This window comes from Pseudomonas sp. PAMC 26793, from assembly GCF_000313235.1.
GTDB lineage: Bacteria > Pseudomonadota > Gammaproteobacteria > Pseudomonadales > Pseudomonadaceae > Aquipseudomonas > Aquipseudomonas yamanorum.
Map to the genome: position 1 here is coordinate 1 of NZ_AMXG01000046.1, position 19,867 is coordinate 19,867.

At 60.7% G+C, this 19,867-nt stretch carries 22 protein-coding genes; 4 read left to right on the forward strand and 18 right to left on the reverse strand.

Going from position 1 to position 19,867, the window contains the following annotated elements; all coding sequences use genetic code 11:
* Positions 1-150: 150 nt before the first annotated feature.
* Positions 151-933 carry a class I SAM-dependent methyltransferase gene (locus D109_RS0125915; protein ID WP_017479437.1) on the reverse strand — a complete coding sequence of 261 codons (783 nt, stop codon included), beginning with the start codon at positions 931-933 and terminating at the stop codon, positions 151-153.
* 96 nt (positions 934-1,029) lie between these two features.
* Between D109_RS0125915 and D109_RS0125920 the strand changes: the two genes are divergently transcribed.
* Positions 1,030-1,650 (forward strand): hypothetical protein, encoded by a 621-nt coding sequence (locus D109_RS0125920; RefSeq protein ID WP_017479438.1) that lies wholly within the window; start codon positions 1,030-1,032, stop codon positions 1,648-1,650.
* 3 nt (positions 1,651-1,653) lie between these two features.
* Here the strand turns inward: D109_RS0125920 and D109_RS0125925 are convergent, their stop codons facing one another.
* The 7 genes from D109_RS0125925 to ppc all read right to left on the reverse strand — a co-directional run bounded on the left by D109_RS0125925 (position 1,654) and on the right by ppc (position 8,882).
* Positions 1,654-2,352: an extensin family protein gene (locus D109_RS0125925; RefSeq protein ID WP_017479439.1), complete on the reverse strand. Its 699-nt coding sequence runs from the start codon at positions 2,350-2,352 to the stop codon at positions 1,654-1,656.
* 6 nt (positions 2,353-2,358) lie between these two features.
* Positions 2,359-3,186 carry an oxaloacetate decarboxylase gene (locus D109_RS0125930; protein ID WP_017479440.1) on the reverse strand — a complete coding sequence of 276 codons (828 nt, stop codon included), beginning with the start codon at positions 3,184-3,186 and terminating at the stop codon, positions 2,359-2,361.
* Positions 3,187-3,213: 27 nt separating this feature from the next.
* Positions 3,214-4,074, reverse strand: coding sequence for a DUF72 domain-containing protein (locus D109_RS0125935; protein ID WP_017479441.1), 861 nt, complete (start codon positions 4,072-4,074; stop codon positions 3,214-3,216).
* The gene (locus D109_RS0125940; RefSeq protein WP_017479442.1) at positions 4,074-4,385 is read right to left on the reverse strand and encodes a hypothetical protein; all 312 of its coding nucleotides are present in this window, start codon (positions 4,383-4,385) and stop codon (positions 4,074-4,076) included. Before D109_RS0125940 ends, D109_RS0125935 begins: the two co-directional genes overlap by 1 nt.
* Positions 4,386-4,545: 160 nt before the next feature.
* Positions 4,546-5,232 (reverse strand): tRNA (adenosine(37)-N6)-threonylcarbamoyltransferase complex dimerization subunit type 1 TsaB, encoded by a 687-nt coding sequence (gene tsaB / locus D109_RS0125945; RefSeq protein ID WP_017479443.1) that lies wholly within the window; start codon positions 5,230-5,232, stop codon positions 4,546-4,548.
* 88 nt (positions 5,233-5,320) lie between these two features.
* Entirely contained in the window at positions 5,321-5,968 is a 648-nt protein-coding gene (gene adk / locus D109_RS0125950; RefSeq protein ID WP_017479444.1) for an adenylate kinase, read from the reverse strand.
* A 268-nt stretch (positions 5,969-6,236) separates the two neighbouring features.
* On the reverse strand, positions 6,237-8,882 hold the full coding sequence (ppc, locus tag D109_RS0125955) for a phosphoenolpyruvate carboxylase (protein WP_017479445.1): 2,646 nt from the start codon (positions 8,880-8,882) through the stop codon (positions 6,237-6,239).
* A gap of 187 nt (positions 8,883-9,069) precedes the next feature.
* On the opposite strand from ppc, the gene D109_RS0125960 reads away from it, so the two are divergent.
* From D109_RS0125960 to D109_RS0125970, 3 genes are all read left to right on the forward strand, one after another.
* Positions 9,070-9,414, forward strand: coding sequence for a hypothetical protein (locus D109_RS0125960; RefSeq protein ID WP_010176787.1), 345 nt, complete (start codon positions 9,070-9,072; stop codon positions 9,412-9,414).
* Between the two features lie 284 nt (positions 9,415-9,698).
* Positions 9,699-10,127 carry a DUF4398 domain-containing protein gene (locus D109_RS0125965; protein WP_017479446.1) on the forward strand — a complete coding sequence of 143 codons (429 nt, stop codon included), beginning with the start codon at positions 9,699-9,701 and terminating at the stop codon, positions 10,125-10,127.
* A 55-nt stretch (positions 10,128-10,182) separates the two neighbouring features.
* The gene (locus D109_RS0125970; RefSeq protein ID WP_017479447.1) at positions 10,183-10,968 is read left to right on the forward strand and encodes an OmpA family protein; all 786 of its coding nucleotides are present in this window, start codon (positions 10,183-10,185) and stop codon (positions 10,966-10,968) included.
* 28 nt (positions 10,969-10,996) lie between these two features.
* Here D109_RS0125970 and D109_RS1000000134330 read toward each other — a convergent pair whose 3' ends face one another.
* From D109_RS1000000134330 to D109_RS0126020, 10 genes are all read right to left on the reverse strand, one after another.
* Positions 10,997-11,137, reverse strand: coding sequence for a hypothetical protein (locus tag D109_RS1000000134330; protein ID WP_177325541.1), 141 nt, complete (start codon positions 11,135-11,137; stop codon positions 10,997-10,999).
* A 288-nt stretch (positions 11,138-11,425) separates the two neighbouring features.
* The gene (locus tag D109_RS01000000132145) at positions 11,426-11,725 is read right to left on the reverse strand and encodes a hypothetical protein (protein ID WP_177325542.1); all 300 of its coding nucleotides are present in this window, start codon (positions 11,723-11,725) and stop codon (positions 11,426-11,428) included.
* Between the two features lie 111 nt (positions 11,726-11,836).
* Positions 11,837-12,163, reverse strand: coding sequence for a hypothetical protein (locus tag D109_RS0125985; protein ID WP_003219233.1), 327 nt, complete (start codon positions 12,161-12,163; stop codon positions 11,837-11,839).
* Complete coding sequence (locus tag D109_RS0125990) at positions 12,160-13,065, reverse strand: alpha/beta hydrolase (protein WP_017479450.1); 906 nt, start codon at positions 13,063-13,065, stop codon at positions 12,160-12,162. Before D109_RS0125990 ends, D109_RS0125985 begins: the two co-directional genes overlap by 4 nt.
* 142 nt (positions 13,066-13,207) lie before the next feature.
* Positions 13,208-14,485, reverse strand: a complete 1,278-nt coding sequence (locus D109_RS0125995; protein WP_017479451.1) for a flavohemoglobin expression-modulating QEGLA motif protein — start codon at positions 14,483-14,485, stop codon at positions 13,208-13,210.
* Positions 14,486-14,506: 21 nt separating this feature from the next.
* On the reverse strand, positions 14,507-15,055 hold the full coding sequence (locus D109_RS0126000; RefSeq protein ID WP_017479452.1) for a hypothetical protein: 549 nt from the start codon (positions 15,053-15,055) through the stop codon (positions 14,507-14,509).
* A gap of 16 nt (positions 15,056-15,071) precedes the next feature.
* On the reverse strand, positions 15,072-15,788 hold the full coding sequence (locus tag D109_RS0126005; protein ID WP_023659125.1) for a TetR/AcrR family transcriptional regulator: 717 nt from the start codon (positions 15,786-15,788) through the stop codon (positions 15,072-15,074).
* Between the two features lie 151 nt (positions 15,789-15,939).
* Positions 15,940-17,442 carry a lysine--tRNA ligase gene (gene lysS / locus D109_RS0126010; protein ID WP_017479453.1) on the reverse strand — a complete coding sequence of 501 codons (1,503 nt, stop codon included), beginning with the start codon at positions 17,440-17,442 and terminating at the stop codon, positions 15,940-15,942.
* Positions 17,443-17,522: 80 nt separating this feature from the next.
* A protein-coding gene (prfB, locus tag D109_RS0126015; protein WP_108083577.1) for a peptide chain release factor 2 occupies positions 17,523-18,618 on the reverse strand; the annotation gives its coding sequence in 2 pieces (ribosomal slippage) (positions 17,523-18,545 and positions 18,547-18,618; 1,095 coding nt in all).
* A 246-nt stretch (positions 18,619-18,864) separates the two neighbouring features.
* Positions 18,865-19,866, reverse strand: a complete 1,002-nt coding sequence (locus D109_RS0126020; RefSeq protein WP_017479455.1) for a diguanylate cyclase — start codon at positions 19,864-19,866, stop codon at positions 18,865-18,867.
* Position 19,867 lies beyond the last annotated feature (1 nt).

A 19,867-nucleotide genomic window follows, 5' to 3' on the forward strand; every position in this document is an offset into this window, starting at 1 on the left:
CCGAGCCTAAGCGAGGCACCGAGTGGTGGGGCAAAGACCTTTTGGTTACTTTTGGCTGGGCCGGCATTCCGGGCGTTTGCCAAAAGTGACCCGCTGTAAGAGCGGAACCATAAGTGGCCGTTACCTAAATAACGGATATGTACTCCACCCTCAGGACTTCAACGCCTTCTTCGGATAAATATCATACCGACTGGACTTCCCATCCAACGCATGACTCGGCTTCACCCCCTCAATACACGGCGCCTTACGCGGCCGCTTAACCACCACCCGATGGCTGGCCAAAGCCAACGCCGCCGCCAACAACGCCGGCGCATCCGGATCATCCCCCACCAAAGGCCGAAACAACCGCATCTCCTTCTTCACCAACGCAGTCTTCTCCCGATGAGGAAACATCGGATCCAGATAAATCACCTGAGGCGGCTCCCCCTCCCAATTGCGCATCACTTCAATGGAATTGCCCTTGAGCAACTTCATCCGCGCCACAATCGGCGCCACCTCAAAATCCTCGGCCCCGCGCGCCAGACCATCCTCCAGCAACGCGCCAATCAACGGCTGCCGCTCGATCAGGCTCATCTCGCACCCCAAACTGGCCAGTACGAAAGCATCCTTGCCCAACCCCGCCGTAGCATCCAACACCCGCGGCCGCACGCCCTGCGCCACGCCCACCGCCTTGGCAATCATCTGCCCGCTGCCACCACCGTACAAACGCCGGTGCGCCGCACCACCTTCCACAAAATCCACCCGCACCGGCCCAGGCGCATCAGGTCCCAGCTGTTGTAACTGCAGGCCCTGCTCCCCCACCTGCAAGGCAAAGTCCGCCTCATCCAGCTGCGAAGGCAACCCAAGCTGCTCGGCCCACTGCTGGGCACGGGCCTGGAAACCTTCGGCCAAGGCCTCGACCCGAATGCGGCTGGCCGCTGGTTGTTCGCTCATCGGTGACTACGCTCAAAAATATTAAGGATCGGCGAAAAGCGGCCGATAAAAAAAAGGATCAGGCATTTTGCCAGAGCTGAGCGACGATCGAGAGAAATGTCAGACATTCCTTCGCTATTTACCGGTGTACTGCCGACCCACAACCACTTCGGCCTGCGCAATACCCAAGCGCTGGCCGGCGTCAGTCATGTGTGGCAGGACTTCTTCGCCCAGGCGTTGGCCGAACAGCTCGGTGACACGCCCGGCGCGCTCGCCAAGTCCGTGGCGAAGCCGGTGGATCCGTCGGTTGAGCCCAGTGAAGGCAGTGACCTGCTGTCGCAGATCGTCACCCAGCGCGCGTGCGACGTGAAAGACACCGAGATCGCCCCGCCCGAGCCGCTGTTCCTGCCCATCGCCGAATTCGAATTGGAGTTGCTGCCACCCGCACCGCCACCGTATCCGGCGGAAGAACTGGTCGCCCAGCAAAAGCAACAAAACTTCGAAAGCGGTTGGGTGCGCCCTATCGTGCTTGCCGCCGGCCAACCGCTGCCCGAGCCGGGCCCGGCGCCTGCGCCACGCCCACTGCATCTGCCGATTGCCGAATTGGAACTGGACCTGCTGCCACCACCACCGCCGCCATTCCCGGCAGAAGAGCTGGTTGAGCAACAAAAAGCCCTGGACTTCGACAGTCGCTGGGCTCGCCCGCTGATTATCCACAACCTGCGCCTGGCCGCCTGACCCTCAGCGACACACCCACCAACGCCCCATGTCGAGATGAAAGTGGTTTCGGTGGGCGGCGTTGTAATCCGGGCTCAACACCACGTTGAAATCCTTGCAGGCGCCGTCGCGAACCTGTCGCAGGAAACGCGCACTTTCGCCGTCACCCGGCCAATCCTTGAGCACGCTGATGGTGCGCCCGTCCGCCAGGCGAAAGCCGGCGATGTCCAGGGCGTTGGCCGATGCGTGCTGGCTGAGTCGCCCATCGGCACGGTTGTAGATATTGCGACAGGCAAAGCTGCCGAGGTGATCGACCCGCGTCACGGTCTGGCCAAATACCGCTTGGGCCGCCGGCTGCAAGCTGTGCCGCTCGAACAGGGCGAACGCCACGGCCAGCGGGCAACTGGCGAGAAAGCTGCTGCTCAGCCCCACCTCCGCCCCCTGGACCCGCAAGGTATTGCGCAGCGGGCAAGCAGCATCCGCAGGACTGTCGGCCTGGTGGGTGACCCGAAGTCCAGAGGTTTTCAGCACCTGGTCACACAGCGCAGGGTCATCCTGCAGGCGCCCCAGTTTGAATCGGGTCAGCAGGTTCGGGCTTGCGCGTACGTCCAGCGGCGCCCACGGGTTCCAATCATCGGGCAGCGGCACCCAGCCCCGCCACACGCCGACCAGCAGACCACCCGCCAACACGAGCAACACCCCCAATACCTTGAAGAAACACACGATGCCTCAAGCCTTGAACAGTTGATTGGCCTGGCTGAACGGCATCGAGCGTTCGGTAAAGGTAAACGTACCCCGCTCATGAACCTCCTGGGCCGCCCTGAAGAACGCGCCATACGCCGCCAGGGCCATCGCCGAGCCAACGCTGATGCGTTTGACGCCCATCTCGCTCAACTGCGCCACGCTGAGTTTCAGGGCGCCTGACATCAAGATATTCACGGGCTTTGGCGCAACCGCCTTCACCACCGCCAACACTTCCTCGGCACTGCGCAGGGCCGGTGCATACAGCACGTCGGCGCCGGCTTCGGCGTAGGCCTGGAGGCGGCGAATGGTGTCGGGCAAATCCAGCCGACCATGCAGGAGGTTTTCCGCGCGGGCGGTCAGGGTGAAGGGAAATGGCAGGCTGCGGGCAGCGGCGACCGCGGCTTCGACGCGCTCGACAGACAGGTCAAAGGGGTAGATCGGGTCGACGGCAATCCCGGTGGCGTCTTCGATGGAGCCACCGACAATGCCAGTAGCAGCGGCGCGCAGGATAGTCTCGGCGCAACCCTGGGGCGTATCGCTGAACCCGTTTTCCAGGTCGGCGGCGACGGGCAGCGAGGTGGCCTGGACGATCGTCCCGGCATTGCCCAAGGTGTCTTCCAGGGACAACGCCCCTTCGGCATCCGGGCGGCCGAGGCTGAAGGCGAAGCCGGCGCTGGTGGTGGCCAGGGCTTCGAAACCCAGGCTGGCAAGCATTTTTGCGGAACCGGCGCCCCACGGATTGGGCATCACGAAGGCACGGTCACGCTCATGCAGGGCCTTGAAGGCTTCGGCGCGAAGGGTTTGGGCATCCATGACTGACTCCTGTCGGGGAAAGGAGCCTTAGAGTAACCCCAGTTGCTCCGCTTCGGGTTCTCGATGCAGTGTGGGCAAGGCCGGCAAGCCGGGCAAACGCACCATCAGCTTTTCGTGAAAGCGCAGGGCCAGTTGGGCGGCCAGGCGATTGTCGGAGGTGTGAAGAAAGACATAGGGCGTGCGGCCCTCTTCGATCCAGCCGGCGACCTTTTCAATCCAGGGCACCAGGAAGGGGTCATTGGCTTCCAGCTCCGGATGACCAATAAAGCGCACTTGTGGAAACTGCGTCAGCGCCGCCGGGCGAGGCGGCACCTTGGGCTTTTTCGATTGGGCGTGCAGCACGGCTGCGGAGGTGGACGTGCAACTGAACAGCGCGCGAGGGTCCAGGCAGATGCGCTCGACGCCACGATCGCGCAGCAAGCGGTTGAGACTGCGCTCGGCCTCGCCCTTGGCGAAGAACTCCGAATGGCGCACTTCCACCGCCAACGGTCGCTCCAGTCCGTCGATAAACCCGGCCAATTCACCCAGCCGCTGCGGGGTAAAACTGGCCGGCAGTTGCAACCACAACGGCGAAATGCGCTCGCCCAACGGGCTCATCAAGCCAAGGAAACTTTCCGCCGCCGGCAACTGCTCAATCAGGTTGCCGCTGTGGCTGATGTCACCCGGAAACTTGGCCGTGAAGCGAAAATGTTCGGGCATGATTTCAGCCCAGCGCTGCACGGTGGCGACGGAGGGGCGGGCATAGAACGTGGTGTTGCCCTCAACGGCGTTGAAGACGTGGGAATACAGGGCGAGGTAATCGCTGGAACGGGCGTCGGCGGGATACAGGTATTCGCGCCAGGCGTTTTCACTCCAGGACGGACAACCGAGGTAGTAAGGCAGCCGCATCAGATATGGATATCGAGACCCAGCACTTCCATATCCCATTCGACAAAGCCGGCGGTGGTCAGGTAGCTGGCCAGGGCATTGGCGACGTTTTTGCTCATGGAGCGCGGGAAGAGCATGTCTTGCTGGCGGGCAGGAACACCGCTGGTGCGTGCACCGCTGGACGCTTGGGAACGCGCTGAAACAGCGGAGGTGTCGGACTGGATTTCAACAAAGTCGGGCGAGTCTTCGACGGAGTCGTCTACCGTCACGTTCGCCTTGCGAGGCTTACGCTTGAGGGGGTAGGACTGTGATGAAAAGCCGTCTATGCGCATACATGCGAACTCGGTATCGGTGATGGCATTTTAGTGGCGCTTTCCATCGCGCGCAAATGCTCTGGTGATAACTAGAACACATAATTGGTAAAAGGTTTAAAAGCACGGGCAAATTCTGACGATTGGCAATTTTTTCCTGAATTTGCCCGCATTTTTGACGTCAAATAATGCCGCGCTCAGCCTTGGTCTGCGCCACTTTATCCCGCAGGTACACAGGGGCTGCCTGGTCGGCGGGAATCGCCTCGCCCCGCTCCCAGGCAAAGCGTGCCAAGGCCAGCAGGTCTTCGGCATGGGGCAACATTGCGGCATCCTGGCCGGCAAGCGTCACGCCAATGCGCTCGCCATAGCCCCAGCCGGTGCCAGCACCGAACCAGTTGCCGCTGGCATCAGCCGGCAAGGCCGCCGTTTCAGGCGGCAGCACGGCTTCAGCTCCCACCAGGCGCATCTCGCCAGCGGTTTCGCGGTAGCAACCCCAATACACTTCGTCCATGCGGGCATCAATGGCCGCCGCGACCTGGCTGGCGCCGTGTTCGCGAAACGCCCGCTGCGCCAGCACCGCCAGGTTGGACACCGGCAACACCGGACGCTCCAGCGCAAACGCCAGGCCCTGGACCACACCGATAGCGATGCGCACGCCGGTAAACGCGCCCGGGCCACGCCCGAATGCGATGGCGTCCACCGCCGACAAGGTGGTGCCTGCGTCCAGCAGCAATTGCTTGATCATCGGCAACAGCTTCTGCGCGTGCAGGCGCGGGATCACCTCGTAGTGGCTCGTGACCTTGCCATCGTGCAGCAGGGCAACGGAGCAAGCTTCAGTCGCGGTGTCCAGGGCCAGCAAGGTGCTCATCGGTGTATGCATCCACGTTGAAAAAAGTGCGTCAGTATAAACAACAACGGCCCGCAAGCGGGCCGTTGTCAATCAAGCGGATGAACGATCAGCTCAGCGCTTGCAGTACTTTGCCAGTGATGGCTTCAACCGAACCCACCCCTTCGATGTGGCTGTACTTCGGCTTGCCCTGGGCAGCCGAGAGTTTCTGGTAGAAGTCCACCAGTGGCTTGGTCTGGGAATGGTAGACCGACAGGCGATGGCGCACGGTTTCTTCGGTATCGTCTTTACGCTGCACCAGGTCTTCGCCGGTGACATCATCCTTGCCAGCCACTTTCGGCGGGTTGTAGACGATGTGGTAGACGCGGCCCGAGGCTTCGTGAACACGACGACCGGCAATACGCTGCACGATCTCTTCGTCTTCAACGGCGATTTCCACCACGTTGTCCAGTTCGACGCCGGCCTTCACCAGGGCTTCAGCCTGGGGAATGGTGCGCGGGAAACCGTCGAACAGGAAACCGTTCTTGCAGTCGTCCTGGCTGATGCGTTCCTTGACCAGGTTGATGATCAAGTCATCGGAGACCAGGCCGCCGCTGTCCATCACGCTCTTGGCGATCAGGCCCAGCTCGGTGCCGGCCTTGACGGCCGCGCGCAGCATGTCGCCGGTGGAGATTTGTGGAATGCCGAATTTTTCAGTGATGAACTTTGCCTGAGTACCTTTACCGGCCCCGGGAGCTCCCAGCAGAATGACGCGCATCGATGTGCTCCTCAATTTTTTATAAAGATGACGCTCGGATTCGCCGCATGGGGCCAATCTCGGAAATTTTGGGTCCAGGCCGCACAAACGGCCAAAGGCTGATCAAGATACACAGCAGGCCCAAACCACACAAGCCGCCGAAAGTAGGAGAAACCCGCGCCGCGCTGGCTTTATAGGCAGGTACAACCCTGACAGCAAAACGCCGGTCGCCTTTTTGACGGCGACCGGCGCGATGTATCTGCAAGCTATTGAGAACACGCCATAAATGTCAGCCGGTGTTGCGCAAACCAGCGGCAATACCGGCCACAGACACCAGCAGCGCCTGTTCCAGAGGGCTGTCCTGTGCCGCTTCCTGCTGCCGTGATCGGGCCAGTAATTCGGCCTGCAGCAGGTGCAACGGGTCCAGGTAGGTGTTGCGCAGGCGGATGAACTCCAGGGTATCGGGGCTGTGGGCCAGCAGTTGAGACTGGCCAGTCAGGCCAAGCACCACGCTGCACGCCTGCGACAATAGGTCGCGTAAGTGCGCACCCAATGGCAGCAGATCGGGCTGCACCAGACGCTCGTCATACAGGCGGGCGATATCGGCGTCGGCCTTGGCCAGCACCATTTCCAGCATATCGATGCGGGTGCGGAAGAACGGCCATTGCTCGCGCATCTGCCCCAGCAACTCGCCTTCGCCCCGCTCCAGGGCCTTGCTCAACGCCGCCTCCCAGCCGAGCCAGGCCGGCAGCATCAGGCGTGTCTGGGTCCAGCCGAAGATCCACGGGATCGCCCGCAGGCTTTCGATGCCGCCGGCCCGGCGCTTGGCCGGGCGACTGCCCAACGGCAAGCGGCCCAACTCCTGCTCCGGCGTGGACTGGCGGAAATACTCGACAAATTGCGGATTTTCCCGCACCACGGCGCGGTAAGCGCTGACACCGTCGGCGGCCAATTCGTCCATCAAGTGGCGCCAGGCGGGTTCCGGTGGGGGTGGTGGCAACAAGGTCGCCTCCAGCACCGCTGCCAGGTACAGGTTGAGGTTTTGCTCGGCGATGTCCGGCAGGCCGAACTTGAAGCGGATCATCTCGCCTTGTTCAGTGGTGCGGAAACGCCCCGCTACCGAGCCCGGCGGCTGCGACAGGATCGCCGCGTGAGCCGGGCCGCCGCCACGGCCCACGGTGCCGCCGCGACCGTGGAACAACAACAGTTCGACTTGTTGTTCGCGGCAGATTTCCACCAACTGTTCCTGGGCCCGGTATTGCGCCCAGGCGGCGGCCGTAGTGCCCGCATCCTTGGCCGAATCCGAGTAGCCGATCATCACTTCCTGCGGGCCTTGCAGGCGCGCGCGATAGCCCGGCAACAGCAGCAGTTTCTCGATCACCGGGCCTGCGTTGTCCAGGTCAGCCAGGGTCTCGAACAACGGCACCACCCGCATCGGCCGCTGTACGCCGGACTCCTTGAGCAGCAGTTGCACCGCCAATACATCCGACGCGGCGCCGGCCATGGAGATGACGTAGGAACCCAGGGACGCGGCAGGTGCGGCGGCGATTTCCTTGCAGGTGTTCAGCACTTCGGCGGTGTCTGCCGAGGGCTTGAAGTAGCCCGGCAACAAGGGCCGACGGTTGGCCAGTTCCTTCATCAGGAAACGGATGCGCGCCTCTTCGTCCCAATCCTCGTAACGGCCGAGGCCCAGGTAATCGGTGATTTCGGTCATGGCCGCGCAGTGGCGGGTGGAATCCTGACGTACGTCGAGGCGCACAAGGAACAGGCCAAACGTTACCGCCCGGCGCAGGCAGTCCAGCAGCGGGCCGTCGGCAATCACACCCATGCCGCAGGTGTGCAGCGACTCGTAGCACAGCTCCAGCGGCTCGAGCAGCTCGCGGTTGTTTTGCAGCACGTCGGCAGACGCCGGCGTGGTGCTGGTCAACGAGGTCTGGGCCCATTGGCGTGTGGCGCGCAGGCGCTCACGCAATTGCTTGAGCACCGCCCGGTAAGGTTCGACGCTGTCACCCACCTTGGCCTGCAACGCCGGGCTGGCTTGTTGCATCGACAGCTCGGAGGCCAGGTGGTCGATATCGCGCAAGTACAGGTCAGCGGCCATCCAGCGCGCGAGCAGCAACACTTCGCGGGTGACCGGGGCGGTGACGTTGGGGTTGCCGTCGCGGTCGCCGCCCATCCAGGAAGCAAAGCGAATCGGCGCAGCCTCCAGGGGCAGGCGCAGGCCAGTCGCGGCATGCAAGGCGTGATCGGCCTTGCGTAGATAATTCGGGATGGCGTGCCACAGCGAATGCTCAATCACCGCAAAGCCCCACTTGGCTTCGTCTACGGGCGTGGGCCGGGTACGGCGGATTTCTTCGGTGTGCCAGGCTTCGGCAATCAGGCGTTGCAGGCGATTGCGGATCTGCTCGCGCTCGGTGGTGGTGAGGTCGCGGTGATCCTGCAAGGCCAATTGTGCGGCGATGGCGTCGTATTTCTGGATCAGGGTGCGGCGGGCGACTTCGGTGGGGTGAGCGGTGAGCACCAGTTCGATTTCCAACCGACCCAACTGGCGCGCCAGGGATTCGCTGCTGTGGCCTTCGCTCTGCAAGCGCGCCAGCAGTTCCGGCAGTACCCGTGACTCAAACGGCGCAGGCGTTGATTCATCGCGGCGGTGGATCAACTGGTACTGCTCGGCGATGTTAGCCAGGTTGAGAAACTGGTTGAAGGCCCGCGCCACCGGCAGCAGTTCATCTTCTTTCAGTTGATTGAGGCTGGCGCTCAGCTCTTCGCCGGCCACCTGCTCCGAGGCCGCGCCACGGCGGTCGGCCTTGGCGCCTTTGCGGATCTGCTCGATCTTGTCGAGGAATTCATCGCCGTACTGCTCTCGAATCGTGTTGCCCAACAGCTCACCCAGCAGGTGAACATCCTCACGCAAACGTGCATCGATATCGCTCATCAGCCAATCTCCAGCAGAAAATCCGGGACGCTTTGATCCTCAAGAGTGCCGCCCACGGCGACGTCTTACAAGGAACTTTAAACCTTGTGAGTTGCAGCTAGTCTCAACAGTAAGCCGCAGCGTTATCCGCGCTGGCCGGCTGGTCACTCATCATCGCCCGCCTACCGTGGGCTCCATTGAGGTTGCCATGAAAATCCGAGAACTGGCCCAGCATTGGGAAGAAAACGCCAAGGGTCGTCTGACCAAAACCGAATACGCCATTCACCTGGACGTGGAAGCCGCTGCCAGACTGGCGGCGATTTCCGAGATGTACCCCAAACGCCATACCGAAGAACTGCTCGGCGAGTTGATCGGCGCAGCCCTCGAAGAGCTGGAAGCGAGCTTCCCCTACATCAAGGGCAAGCAGGTGATTGCCACCGATGAGGAAGGCGATCCGCTGTACGAAGACGTCGGCCCAACCCCACGGTTTCTCACGCTGTCACGGCGTTATCTGCACGACTTGTCAGCTCAGTCCGACAAGCAGAAACACTAGTAAACCTCCGCGTCAAAACCCTTAACCCCCCGTATCCAGGGCCTCCCACAGGCCCTGGATACCGCTGCGCCGTGCAAAAGTTCCAACTTTTAAACGCTGACCAATCAGTCAAATATTTTTTTAGGCAAATCGCCATCTCCGCTGAACTATTCAAAAAAGCCTCCGGTCACAGCCAGTAAGCCATCACTTGGAACAGCCGTTTGAATAGGCGTCCTGAGCTAACCGCCGGACCTCGCAGACACTGCAAGCCGGAGATGGATTTGATGTTTTTCAGGAGTTACCTAATGGAGTTGAAGACGATGAAGACCAGCACTGCCAAAACCTCGTTTAACCACCTGCGCGGGCTTAAATTGGCCGCGCTGGCAATCGGCACCAGCTTCGTACTGGCTGGCTGCGCCGGCAACCCGCCGACCGAGCAGTACGCTGTCACCCAATCTGCGGTGAACAGCGCCGTCAGCGCCGGCGGTACCGAGTTCGCAGCCGTGGAGATGAAGTCTGCCCAGGACAAACTGAAGCAAGCTGAAATCGCCATGCACGACAAGAACTATGACGAGGCCCGTCGCCTGGCCGAGCAATCCGAGTGGGACGCTCGCGTAGCAGAGCGTAAAGCCCAGGCTGCCAAGGCCCAACAGGCTTTGAAGGATTCCCAGAAAGCTGTTCAGGAGCTGCGTCAGGAAGGCATGCGCCCGGCGGTTATCAAGCCGCAGCAATAAGCCGCTACCCCTGATTGCATTGCACCCGAAACCGAATTGAAAGGACGACACGATTATGCGTAAACAATTGATGATCCCTGCCCTGCTGGCAATGAGCGTTGCTCTGGCGGCTTGCTCCACCCCGCCGAACCAGAACCTGGAAAACGCTCGGACCAACTTCTCGGCCCTGCAAGCCAACCCGCAAGCTACCAAGGTAGCGGCGCTGGAAACCAAAGACGCGAGCGACTGGCTGGACAAGGCTGACAAGGCCTACCGCGACAAGGAAGACCAGAAGAAGGTCGACCAACTGGCCTACCTGACCAACCAGCGCGTTGAAGTGGCCAAGGACACCATCGTCCTGCGTGAGTCCGAAGCCAAGCTGAAAAACGCTGGCGACGAACGTGCCCGCGCCCTGCTGGATGCCCGTGACGCGCAGATCAAGCAACTGCAAGACAGCTTGAACGCCAAGCAAACCGATCGCGGCACACTGGTGACGTTTGGTGACGTACTGTTCGCCACCAACAAGTCGGACCTGAAGTCCAGCGGCCTGGTGAATATCACCAAACTGGCGCAGTTCCTGCGCGATAACCCGGACCGTAAAGTGATTGTCGAAGGCTACACCGACAGCACTGGTTCCGACTCGTACAACCAGAGCCTGTCCGAGCGCCGCGCCGCTTCTGTACAGCGCGCACTGGCTAACCAAGGTGTGGATATCTCGCGCATCGTGACCCAAGGCTATGGCAAGGAATACCCGGTTGCGGACAACGGCAGCGTTTCGGGCCGCGCCATGAACCGTCGCGTTGAAGTGACCATCTCCAACGACAACCAGCCGGTCAAGCCACGTTCTTCGATGGCCAACTGATCGATTGATGCTGGAAAAAAAACCCACGTTACTGTGGGTTTTTTTTCGGGTCGTCGAACCGGACAGGTCGGTTTGTATCCTCGGCTGGCAGTTCTATCTTCCCGCCGTAGTCATGCTCCGACAGCTTGTCGAGCAAGTGCTTGAGCTTATGATCTTCGGCGTCGAGCATTTCCAGCTTCTCGTGCCCCCTGACCATGTCCACCATGTTGCTTATTGCAGCAATAGTTATCGCCACCTTCTCGCCCCAATTTGTGCAAGTTACATCGCTTTCTGTGGTTTCTTAGGCAATACGGTTCCAGAGAGTCCTATCATGAACCAGCCCGTAGCAGCACGCTGCCCACGCCGTCACCGACCGACCGGTTGTAGCAGCATGAAAAATCCCGCCTGAATTGGCGGGATTCTTTTATGGGCAGGCCTAAGGATCACGAGGTCTTAGCGCGTTTCAAAAACATTGGGATCAGAAGGTTGCTTGCGCCGGGTTGTTTTCCGACACGGCGTTTATCTTGTTATCACCGCCTTGGTCACCGCCCTGCTGTTGAGCACCCTGCCCCTTAAGTTTTGACAGCTCTTCCATCAGTTTCTTGATCAGTTCCTCAATGTTTTCGCCGCCCCCTGCCCCCTGCGCGCCCCCGCCGCCTTGGGAAGCTTGGTTCTTCAGTTGCTGAATTTGTTGCTCCAATTGCTGAATGCGCGAATTATCTCCTCCCGCACCCGCAGTATTGGAAGAAGGGTTGTTGCTCGAGATGGGACTTGTCATATGGCTGACTCCAAAATAAGTAGCAGATATAACTGAACAGCGCTGCTGGCCAGTGCAGAATCTGTGGTAACCCACTTAAAACGGTTCCAGATCTTTCCCACTTCATTCGTACTACTGTTCCAATTGTGGCGTTTCTTGGCCCATGCAACGCACCGCCTGTTTCTTGCTGTTGACCAGTACGCCGGTCAGGCCTTTCTGTTCGGTATCAAATAACACCAGCACGCCATCGACGCACTGCGCCACTTGGGCAGCCGGGGTCAGGGATATTTTGTAGTCCTCGCCCGGCACGGTCTTGAGCATGGTGAAGTCGCTGAGCAGCAACGCGTCCTCGGGCTTGGCGAAGTGCAAATAGCCGTAGTACCACAGGCAGCCGACGGTACCGATAATCGTGCCGATGCCGGTGAGGATCAGGGGGATCATGTTGCGTTCTTCGCTCATTGCGGGTTCTCTGCGTTGGAAGTCGGGGCCGCCGGGTAATTGGGGATTTCCCCCAGGCGGCGCAGCCCGTTGAAGTGCTGTGGGTCGTCGAGGTAGCGCAGCATCACGGTTTGCCAGGTCTTGTCGGCAAAGGTCTGCACGTGCCCACCCCGGGTCAGTTGCAGCACCCTCGGTGGCGGCGCAGCTTGATACAAGCGGATGCCGTTGGACAGCGGCACGATCGGATCATCGAGACTATGGAACAACAACTTCGGCACCCCGGTCAGGCGGGGCATGGCGTTGATCGCACTGTCGGCGTCCGGCACCAGCCACGACAACGGTACCTGGAACGGCCATGTTAGCCAGGAGGTGCTGAGGGCGAATTGTCCTACGTCACGATAACTGGCCGGCACACCGTCCAGCACCAGCGCCTTGAGCTGTGGCTGACGTTCGGGATGTTCTGCCAGATAGTGCACCACCAGCGCACCGCCCAGGCTTTGGCCCAGCACGATCAACGGCTGGCCCTGGGTTTCGGGGGCGCTGTCGATCCACTTGAAGGCGGCATCGATGTCCTGGTAGACCGCCGGCAGCGAGGGTTCACCTTCGGACAGGCCGTAACCGCGATAGTCCACCAACAGCACTTGATAGCCCTGCTCCGGCAGCCACCAACTGCCACCGAGGTGCCAGGCGAGGTTGCCGCCGTTACCGTGCAGGTGCAGCACCGTGCCTTTGAGCGGCACACCGGCCTTGGCCGGCAGCCACCAGGCGTGCAGCTTGAGGCCATCGGCGGTGGTCAATGTGACGTCACGGTATTGCAGATGGGCCTTTTCCGGGGTGAACGGCATGCCGCGCTCCGGATAGAACAATAAGGAGCTGCAGCCGTTCAGGGTCAGTAGCAGGCACAGAATGCCGAGGATTCTCATCCGTTGAAGCCTCGCGAATAGGGCCAGACGCTCGTTCCCACGCTCTGCGTGGGATTGCATCAAATGGACGCTCTGCGTCCGCTCTTGTGACGCAGAGCGTCACGGGCTGCATTCCCACGCAGAGCGTGGGAACGAGCAGCGGTTAAAGGATATTGGAGTAATCCGCCTCGATCCGGTCCAGGCTCAAATGGTTGAGGAAGTTGGAGAAACACATCCACGCCGCCAACGCATTCATGTCTCGGAACTGATCCGGCAGGTATTTGGGGGGTACCACCAGGCCTTCGTCCACCAGTTGGCGCAGGGTGCGCATGTCTTCCAAGGTGGTCTTGCCGCAGAACAGCAGCGGCACTTGCTCCAGCTTGCCTTTGCGTACGGCCAGCTGAATGTAGTTGTAAACCATGATAAAGCCCTTGAGGTAGGACAAATCCTTGGTAAACGGCAGACCCGTAGGCGTCGACCCACGGAAAACCCGGCTGGCGTTGCCGTAGCTTTCCGCCATCTCAAAGCCCTGCTCACGGAAGAACTCGAACACCTGCAAGAAATCGGCACCCTGCTCCACCATATGAATGGCGCGGGTGCGGTTGGTCAGCTTGCGCAGGCGGCTGGGGTAGGAGGCGAAGGTGATGATTTCCATCAGGATCGCCAGGCCTTCCTGGGTCACCGTCGACGAGGGCGGCCCCTTGGACAGGAAGGTGCAGATCGGCTGGTTCTGGCCATTGAGGGTGGTGCCCACGTGCACCAGGCCTTCATGGACCTCCAGGGCACGCACGTCGCGGTCGTTGAACATCGCATCGGCGCGGATCTTGATGTAGTCGGCGCCTGCCGCTGCGTCCGCCACGATGCCGTCGGACTCGAACACCCGAATGGTTTCCTCGGCCTCGCCGAACACCTTGTTCAGGCGGCTTTGCAGCAGGTTGACGGCGTCCTTGGCGGTCAGGGTCTTGGCTTCGTCCTTGAGGTCGCCACGGCCATCAATATTGTTCAGGTAGTCCGACATCATCAGGCCCAAATCGGCCAGGGTCGGGTCACCGGCGTGGAACGCATCGGAGGCGGCACCGTACAGTTCCTGGGAAATCAGGCCGAAATCCTCGGTGCCGCGCGCTTCGAGCATGCGCACCACCATGCGGTATTCCTTGCACATGCGCCGCATGATCTGCCCCACCGGGTTGAACTGGCCCAGTTGGCGGGTGATGTCACGCTCGATGTTCTGAAACTCCAGCTTCACCGCGCTGGAATCGAACGACAGCGGTCGATTCAGGTAGTAATCGCGGTCCACCGCCGGCATTTCCTTGCCCTTGGCCTTGAGGAATCCCTGGCGAATATTCTCGTCCCATTTCACGGCGTCGAGGACGCGAATCGGTGTTTGCGCCAGCACAATGCGATCGGACAAGGTGCGTATCGTCTGCTGGTAATCGTCCACCCGGTACTTCCTCTTTAAACGTTATTTGCTCGCACGCTGGTAGCGCACGGCTTCGACGAACACGTCGGCATTGGCCGGGTCATCCAGGTAGGCAAACACCTGGGCCATGGAGCTGTTGATCAATACGCCGTCGCCTTCGACGGTTTCGACAGTGCTGCCGCCAAGGACTTTCTGGTCGACAGCCTGGTGGATCTGGTCCAGGTCGAGGTTGTAGACCACCAATTCGTGTTCATCGTTGAGCTCGAAGCCTGCCAGGATGAAATGCCCGCCAAATTTGGCCGGCAGCGGCGCCGACAAATACCAGCGGCTGCCATGGCGGGAAACCGTGAACCGGTATTCATCACGTTGGCCCGGCTTGGCTTTAGGGTAGCTCACGGCTTTGTAGCGATGTTCGCCTACACGGCTGATTTGCAGGTTGAGCGGCTCGCCCCAGGCATTTTTGCTGGCCCATCGGCCTAGCAGACCATCAGGCGCCGCCTCGCTGGCCGGCAACGGGTCCTTGAACGTCACCAGGCAACCGCTGAGCAACAGGAACGACAAGGCGATCACAACGACACGCCAGGCTTTCATTGGACACTCCCCAGTGTCAGACCGAAGCCAACACCAAATGCATGTAACGCTTGAGGATCTCAAGCATTTCTTCGCTGGTCAGAGGCTCTGCACCGCCCAGCAGGCCCTGATATTCCATCCGACCGATAATCGCCGTCAACACTTTGGCATCTTGTTGCGGTTCCCGCGAACCCAATACCTGGAAAAACTGGCAAGTGCCCTGCAACAGGATTTGCTGGTGGGAGCGCACCAACTCGGCCAGGCGCGGGTTCAGCAGCGCCTCCTGGCGAAACGCCTGCTCGGCCATCAGGTGCTCGCGACGGTTGAGCAATTGGCGCTGTACGTAATCGGCGGTCAGGCGTGCGATGTCATCGGCCAGTTGCGAACGAGACTGCGGGCTGCCGTCGCCATAGGCGACCATCTCCCGCAGCAGCCCTTCGTTACGCACCCACAACTTGCCCATGAACGCCGCGCTGCGCTCCACGTATTGGGCGAAGGTGTCGGTGAGCAGGTCGTCGATATCCTTGAAGTAATAGGTGGTGGCCGACAATGGCACCCCGGCCTCTGCCGCCACCGCCCGATGACGCACGGCGCGCACGCCTTCCCGCACCACGATGCGCATCGCCGCATCGAGAATGTCCTGCCGGCGTTGCTCACTGCCCCGGCGACTGGCCTTGCGGCCCTGGTACTGAACACTTTCAGCCACGGCAGCGGCAATGCCGGCGGCACCCTTTTGAGCCATTACGCGGTTCACGACGGATCTTCCTTTCAGGGTGACGCGGAGCGTCACGGGCGGCGTACCCCCGCAGAGCGTGGGGACGGTCATCTGGCGCTGTTAGCTTGACGCTTAAATACGCCACATAAAAAAGCCGCCTTATAAAAGGCGGCTTCGGATTTCGCTACGGTTACGCTTGTGGCCGCATGTGCGGGAACAAGATCACGTCACGGATCGACGGCGAGTTGGTCAGCAGCATCACCAACCGGTCGATGCCGATCCCTTCACCGGCGGTAGGCGGCATGCCGTACTCCAGGGCACGAACGAAGTCGGCATCGTAGTGCATCGCTTCGTCGTCACCGGCGTCCTTGTCAGCCACCTGGGCCATGAAGCGCTCAGCCTGGTCTTCTGCGTCGTTCAGCTCGGAGTAGGCGTTGGCGATTTCACGGCCGCCGATGAACAGCTCGAAACGGTCGGTGACGTTCGGGTTGTCATCGTTGCGACGGGCCAGCGGCGACACTTCGAACGGGTACTGGGTAATGAAGTGCGGCTGTTCCAGCTTGTGCTCAACCAGCTCTTCGAAAATCATCACCTGCAGTTTGCCCAGGCCTTCGAAGCCCAGCACCTTGGCGCCGGCTTTCTTGGCGATGGCGCGGGCCTTGTCGATGTCGGTCAGGTCGTCGGCAGTCAACTCTGGGTTGTACTTGAGGATCGAATCGAACACCGACAGGCGCACGAACGGCTCGCCGAAGTGGAACACCTTGTCGCCGTAAGGCACGTCGGTGGAACCCAGCACCAACTGCGCCAGTTCGCGGAACAGTTCTTCGGTCAGGTCCATGTTGTCTTCGTAGTCGGCGTAGGCCTGGTAGAACTCCAACATGGTGAATTCAGGGTTGTGACGGGTCGAAACGCCTTCGTTACGGAAGTTGCGGTTGATCTCGAACACTTTCTCGAAGCCGCCAACCACCAGGCGCTTGAGGTACAGCTCCGGCGCGATACGCAGGAACATTTCCAGGTCCAGCGCATTGTGGTGGGTTTCGAAAGGCTTGGCTGCGGCACCACCTGGGATGGTTTGCAGCATCGGCGTTTCCACTTCCAGGAAGTCACGCTTCATCAGGAAGCTGCGGATGTGGGCGATCACTTGCGAGCGCACGCGGAACGTCTGGCGCACGTCTTCGTTGACGATCAGGTCAACGTAGCGCTGGCGGTAGCGCTGCTCGGTGTCGGTCAGGCCGTGGTGCTTGTCCGGCAGCGGGCGCAGCGACTTGGTCAACAGGCGCACGCTGGTCATTTCAACGTACAGGTCGCCCTTGCCGGAACGCGCCAGGGTACCTTCGGCGGCAATGATGTCGCCCATGTCCCAGGTTTTCACCGAGGCCAGGGTTTCTTCAGACAGGGTTTTACGGTTGACGTAGACCTGAATGCGACCGGTCATGTCCTGGATCACCATGAACGAGCCACGGTTGAGCATGATGCGACCTGCCACCTTGACCGGGATCGCAGCCTCTGCCAGCTCTTCCTTGGTCTTGTCCGCGTACTGTTTCTGCAAGGCATCGCAGTAGTTTTCGCGGCGGAAGTCGTTGGGGAAGGCATTGCCCTTGGCGCGCTCGGCAGCAAGCTTTTCCTTGCGCAGGGCGATCAGGGAGTTTTCTTCCTGTTGCAGGGCTTGCGGGTCGAGTTGTTGGTCGCTCATGTCTTTTGAAATTCCATCACAGGTTCGTTGCCCCCGGCCTGCGGCCGGGGATCGCCGGCAAGCCGGCTCCTACAGAGTCTTTACAGGCCAGATTTCAGGCTGGCTTCCAGGTATTCGTCGATATCGCCGTCGAGCACCTTGTCGCAGTCGCTGCGTTCGATGTTGGTCCGCAGATCCTTGATCCGCGACGCATCGAGCACATACGAACGGATCTGGTGACCCCAGCCGATATCCGACTTGGTGTCTTCCAGCGCCTGGGACGCGGCGTTGCGTTTCTGCATTTCCTGCTCGTACAACTTGGCCCGCAGCATTTTCATGGCGGTGTCCTTGTTCGCGTGCTGGGAACGTTCGTTCTGGCAGCTGACCACGGTGTTGGTCGGTACGTGGGTAATACGTACGGCCGAGTCGGTGGTGTTTACGTGCTGGCCACCGGCACCGGAGGACCGGTAGGTGTCGATACGCAGGTCTGCCGGGTTGATCTCGATTTCCACCTTGTCGTCGATCTCTGGCGAGACGAAAACGGCGGAGAACGAGGTATGGCGACGGTTGCCGGAGTCGAACGGGCTCTTGCGCACCAGGCGGTGAACACCGATCTCGGTCCGCAGCCAGCCAAAGGCGTATTCGCCCTTGATGTGCACGGTCGCGCCCTTGATACCGGCCACTTCACCGGCCGACAGCTCCATGATGGTGGCGTCGAAACCGCGTTTGTCAGCCCAGCGCAGGTACATGCGCAACAGGATGTTGGCCCAGTCCTGGGCTTCGGTGCCGCCGGAACCGGCCTGGATGTCCAGGTAGGCGTTGTTCGGGTCCATTTCATGGCTGAACATGCGGCGGAATTCGAGCTTGGCGAGGTTTTCCTCGAGACGGGCCAGCTCGGCGACGACATCGCCCGCTGCGCCTTCGTCGTTCTCTTCGACGGCCATGTCCAGCAGGTCGCGGCAATCGGCCAGGCCGGTGTTCAATTCGTCGAGGGTTTCAACGATCTGTGCCAGCGCAGCGCGCTCGCGGCCCAGTTCCTGGGCGTATTCAGGTTTGTTCCAGACAGCCGGATCTTCAAGCTCGCGATTGACTTCGGTCAGACGCTCATGCTTTTGATCGTAGTCAAAGATACCCCCGAATAGTTTCGGAGCGCTCGGACAGGTCCTTGATGGTGTTAAGGATCGGGTTGATTTCCATGGCGGGCAGCACTCGTTGGCGAACTTTTGAAAGCCGACGAGTATAACGACAAACGGCTGGTAACGGCAGTCCGCTTGGCCGAAAAGGCGGGGATATGCACCATCCAGACAGCGATGAAGATCAAATGTGGTAGCGGGCTTGCTCGCGAATGGGGTGGTTCAGTCGCCAGATGCATTGACTGACACACCGCATTCGCGAGCAAGCCCGCTCCCACATTAGGTCTACGACATCCCACAGACGTATTCCCTACTCGATACCCACCTGATTGCGCCCATTGTGCTTGGCCAGGTACAAGCCCTTGTCCGCCAACGAGATCAATTGCCGGCAATCGGTGCCCTGCACCGGGGTCATGGTCGCCAAACCGATACTGATGGTCAGGCTCGCCCCTTCTGCCGGGGCAATGTGCGGGATTTTCAGGCCCGCCACCGCCTGGCGCAGTTTCTCGGCCACCAGCCGTGCACCGCCCGGCGAGGTGTTCGGCAGCACCAGGGCAAACTCTTCACCGCCGTAACGCGCCGGCAAATCCGAAGGACGGCTACTGGCATCACGAATGGTCGCAGCCACTTTGCGCAAGGCCTCATCGCCCTCCAGGTGGCCGAAGCTGTCGTTGTAGGTCTTGAAGAAGTCCACGTCGATCATCAGCAGCGATAGCTGGGTCTGGTCACGCATGGCACGGCGCCACTCCAGCTCCAGGTATTCGTCGAAGTGCCGACGATTGGACAGCCCGGTCAGGCCGTCGGAGTTCATCAGCCGTTGCAGCACCAGGTTGGTGTCCAGCAGCTGTTGTTGGCTGACCCGCAGCGCCCGGTAGGCTGCGTCCCGCTGCAACAGGGTCATGTAGGAGCGCGAGTGGTAGCGGATGCGCGCCACCAGCTCGATGTTATCCGGCAGCTTGACCAGGTAATCATTGGCCCCGGCGGCAAAGGCTGCGCTCTTGATCAGCGGGTCTTCCTTGGTGGAGAGCACGATGATCGGAATGTTCTGCGTCGCCGGGTGATTACGGTATTCGCGCACCAGGGTCAGGCCGTCGAGCCCCGGCATCACCAGGTCCTGCAGGATCACCGTCGGTTTGATACGGATCGCCTGGGCAATGGCCTGGTGCGGGTCGGCGCAGAAATGGAAGTCGATGTTGTCTTCATGGGCCAGGCCCCGGCGTACGGCTTCGCCGATCATGGCCTGGTCGTCGACGAGCAACACCATGGCGGCGTTTTCGTCGGTCTTGAAGTCGTCGAGCTGTAAATCATTCATT

Coding starts and splice junctions, on each gene's coding strand:
- D109_RS1000000134330 (WP_177325541.1), bottom strand. CDS start 11,137: ATGCTCGACGCCGAAGATCATAAGCTCAAGCACTTGCTCGACAAGCTG.
- D109_RS0125990 (WP_017479450.1), bottom strand. CDS start 13,065: ATGAGAATCCTCGGCATTCTGTGCCTGCTACTGACCCTGAACGGCTGC.
- ppc (WP_017479445.1), bottom strand. CDS start 8,882: ATGAGCGATATCGATGCACGTTTGCGTGAGGATGTTCACCTGCTGGGT.
- tsaB (WP_017479443.1), bottom strand. CDS start 5,232: ATGAGCACCTTGCTGGCCCTGGACACCGCGACTGAAGCTTGCTCCGTT.
- lysS (WP_017479453.1), bottom strand. CDS start 17,442: ATGAGCGACCAACAACTCGACCCGCAAGCCCTGCAACAGGAAGAAAAC.
- D109_RS0125930 (WP_017479440.1), bottom strand. CDS start 3,186: ATGGATGCCCAAACCCTTCGCGCCGAAGCCTTCAAGGCCCTGCATGAG.
- D109_RS0125920 (WP_017479438.1), top strand. CDS start 1,030: ATGTCAGACATTCCTTCGCTATTTACCGGTGTACTGCCGACCCACAAC.
- D109_RS01000000132145 (WP_177325542.1), bottom strand. CDS start 11,725: ATGACAAGTCCCATCTCGAGCAACAACCCTTCTTCCAATACTGCGGGT.
- D109_RS0125940 (WP_017479442.1), bottom strand. CDS start 4,385: ATGCGCATAGACGGCTTTTCATCACAGTCCTACCCCCTCAAGCGTAAG.
- D109_RS0125985 (WP_003219233.1), bottom strand. CDS start 12,163: ATGAGCGAAGAACGCAACATGATCCCCCTGATCCTCACCGGCATCGGC.
- adk (WP_017479444.1), bottom strand. CDS start 5,968: ATGCGCGTCATTCTGCTGGGAGCTCCCGGGGCCGGTAAAGGTACTCAG.
- D109_RS0126020 (WP_017479455.1), bottom strand. CDS start 19,866: ATGAATGATTTACAGCTCGACGACTTCAAGACCGACGAAAACGCCGCC.
- D109_RS0125965 (WP_017479446.1), top strand. CDS start 9,699: ATGGAGTTGAAGACGATGAAGACCAGCACTGCCAAAACCTCGTTTAAC.
- D109_RS0126000 (WP_017479452.1), bottom strand. CDS start 15,055: ATGAAAGCCTGGCGTGTCGTTGTGATCGCCTTGTCGTTCCTGTTGCTC.
- D109_RS0125915 (WP_017479437.1), bottom strand. CDS start 933: ATGAGCGAACAACCAGCGGCCAGCCGCATTCGGGTCGAGGCCTTGGCC.
- D109_RS0125970 (WP_017479447.1), top strand. CDS start 10,183: ATGCGTAAACAATTGATGATCCCTGCCCTGCTGGCAATGAGCGTTGCT.
- D109_RS0125960 (WP_010176787.1), top strand. CDS start 9,070: ATGAAAATCCGAGAACTGGCCCAGCATTGGGAAGAAAACGCCAAGGGT.
- D109_RS0125935 (WP_017479441.1), bottom strand. CDS start 4,074: ATGCGGCTGCCTTACTACCTCGGTTGTCCGTCCTGGAGTGAAAACGCC.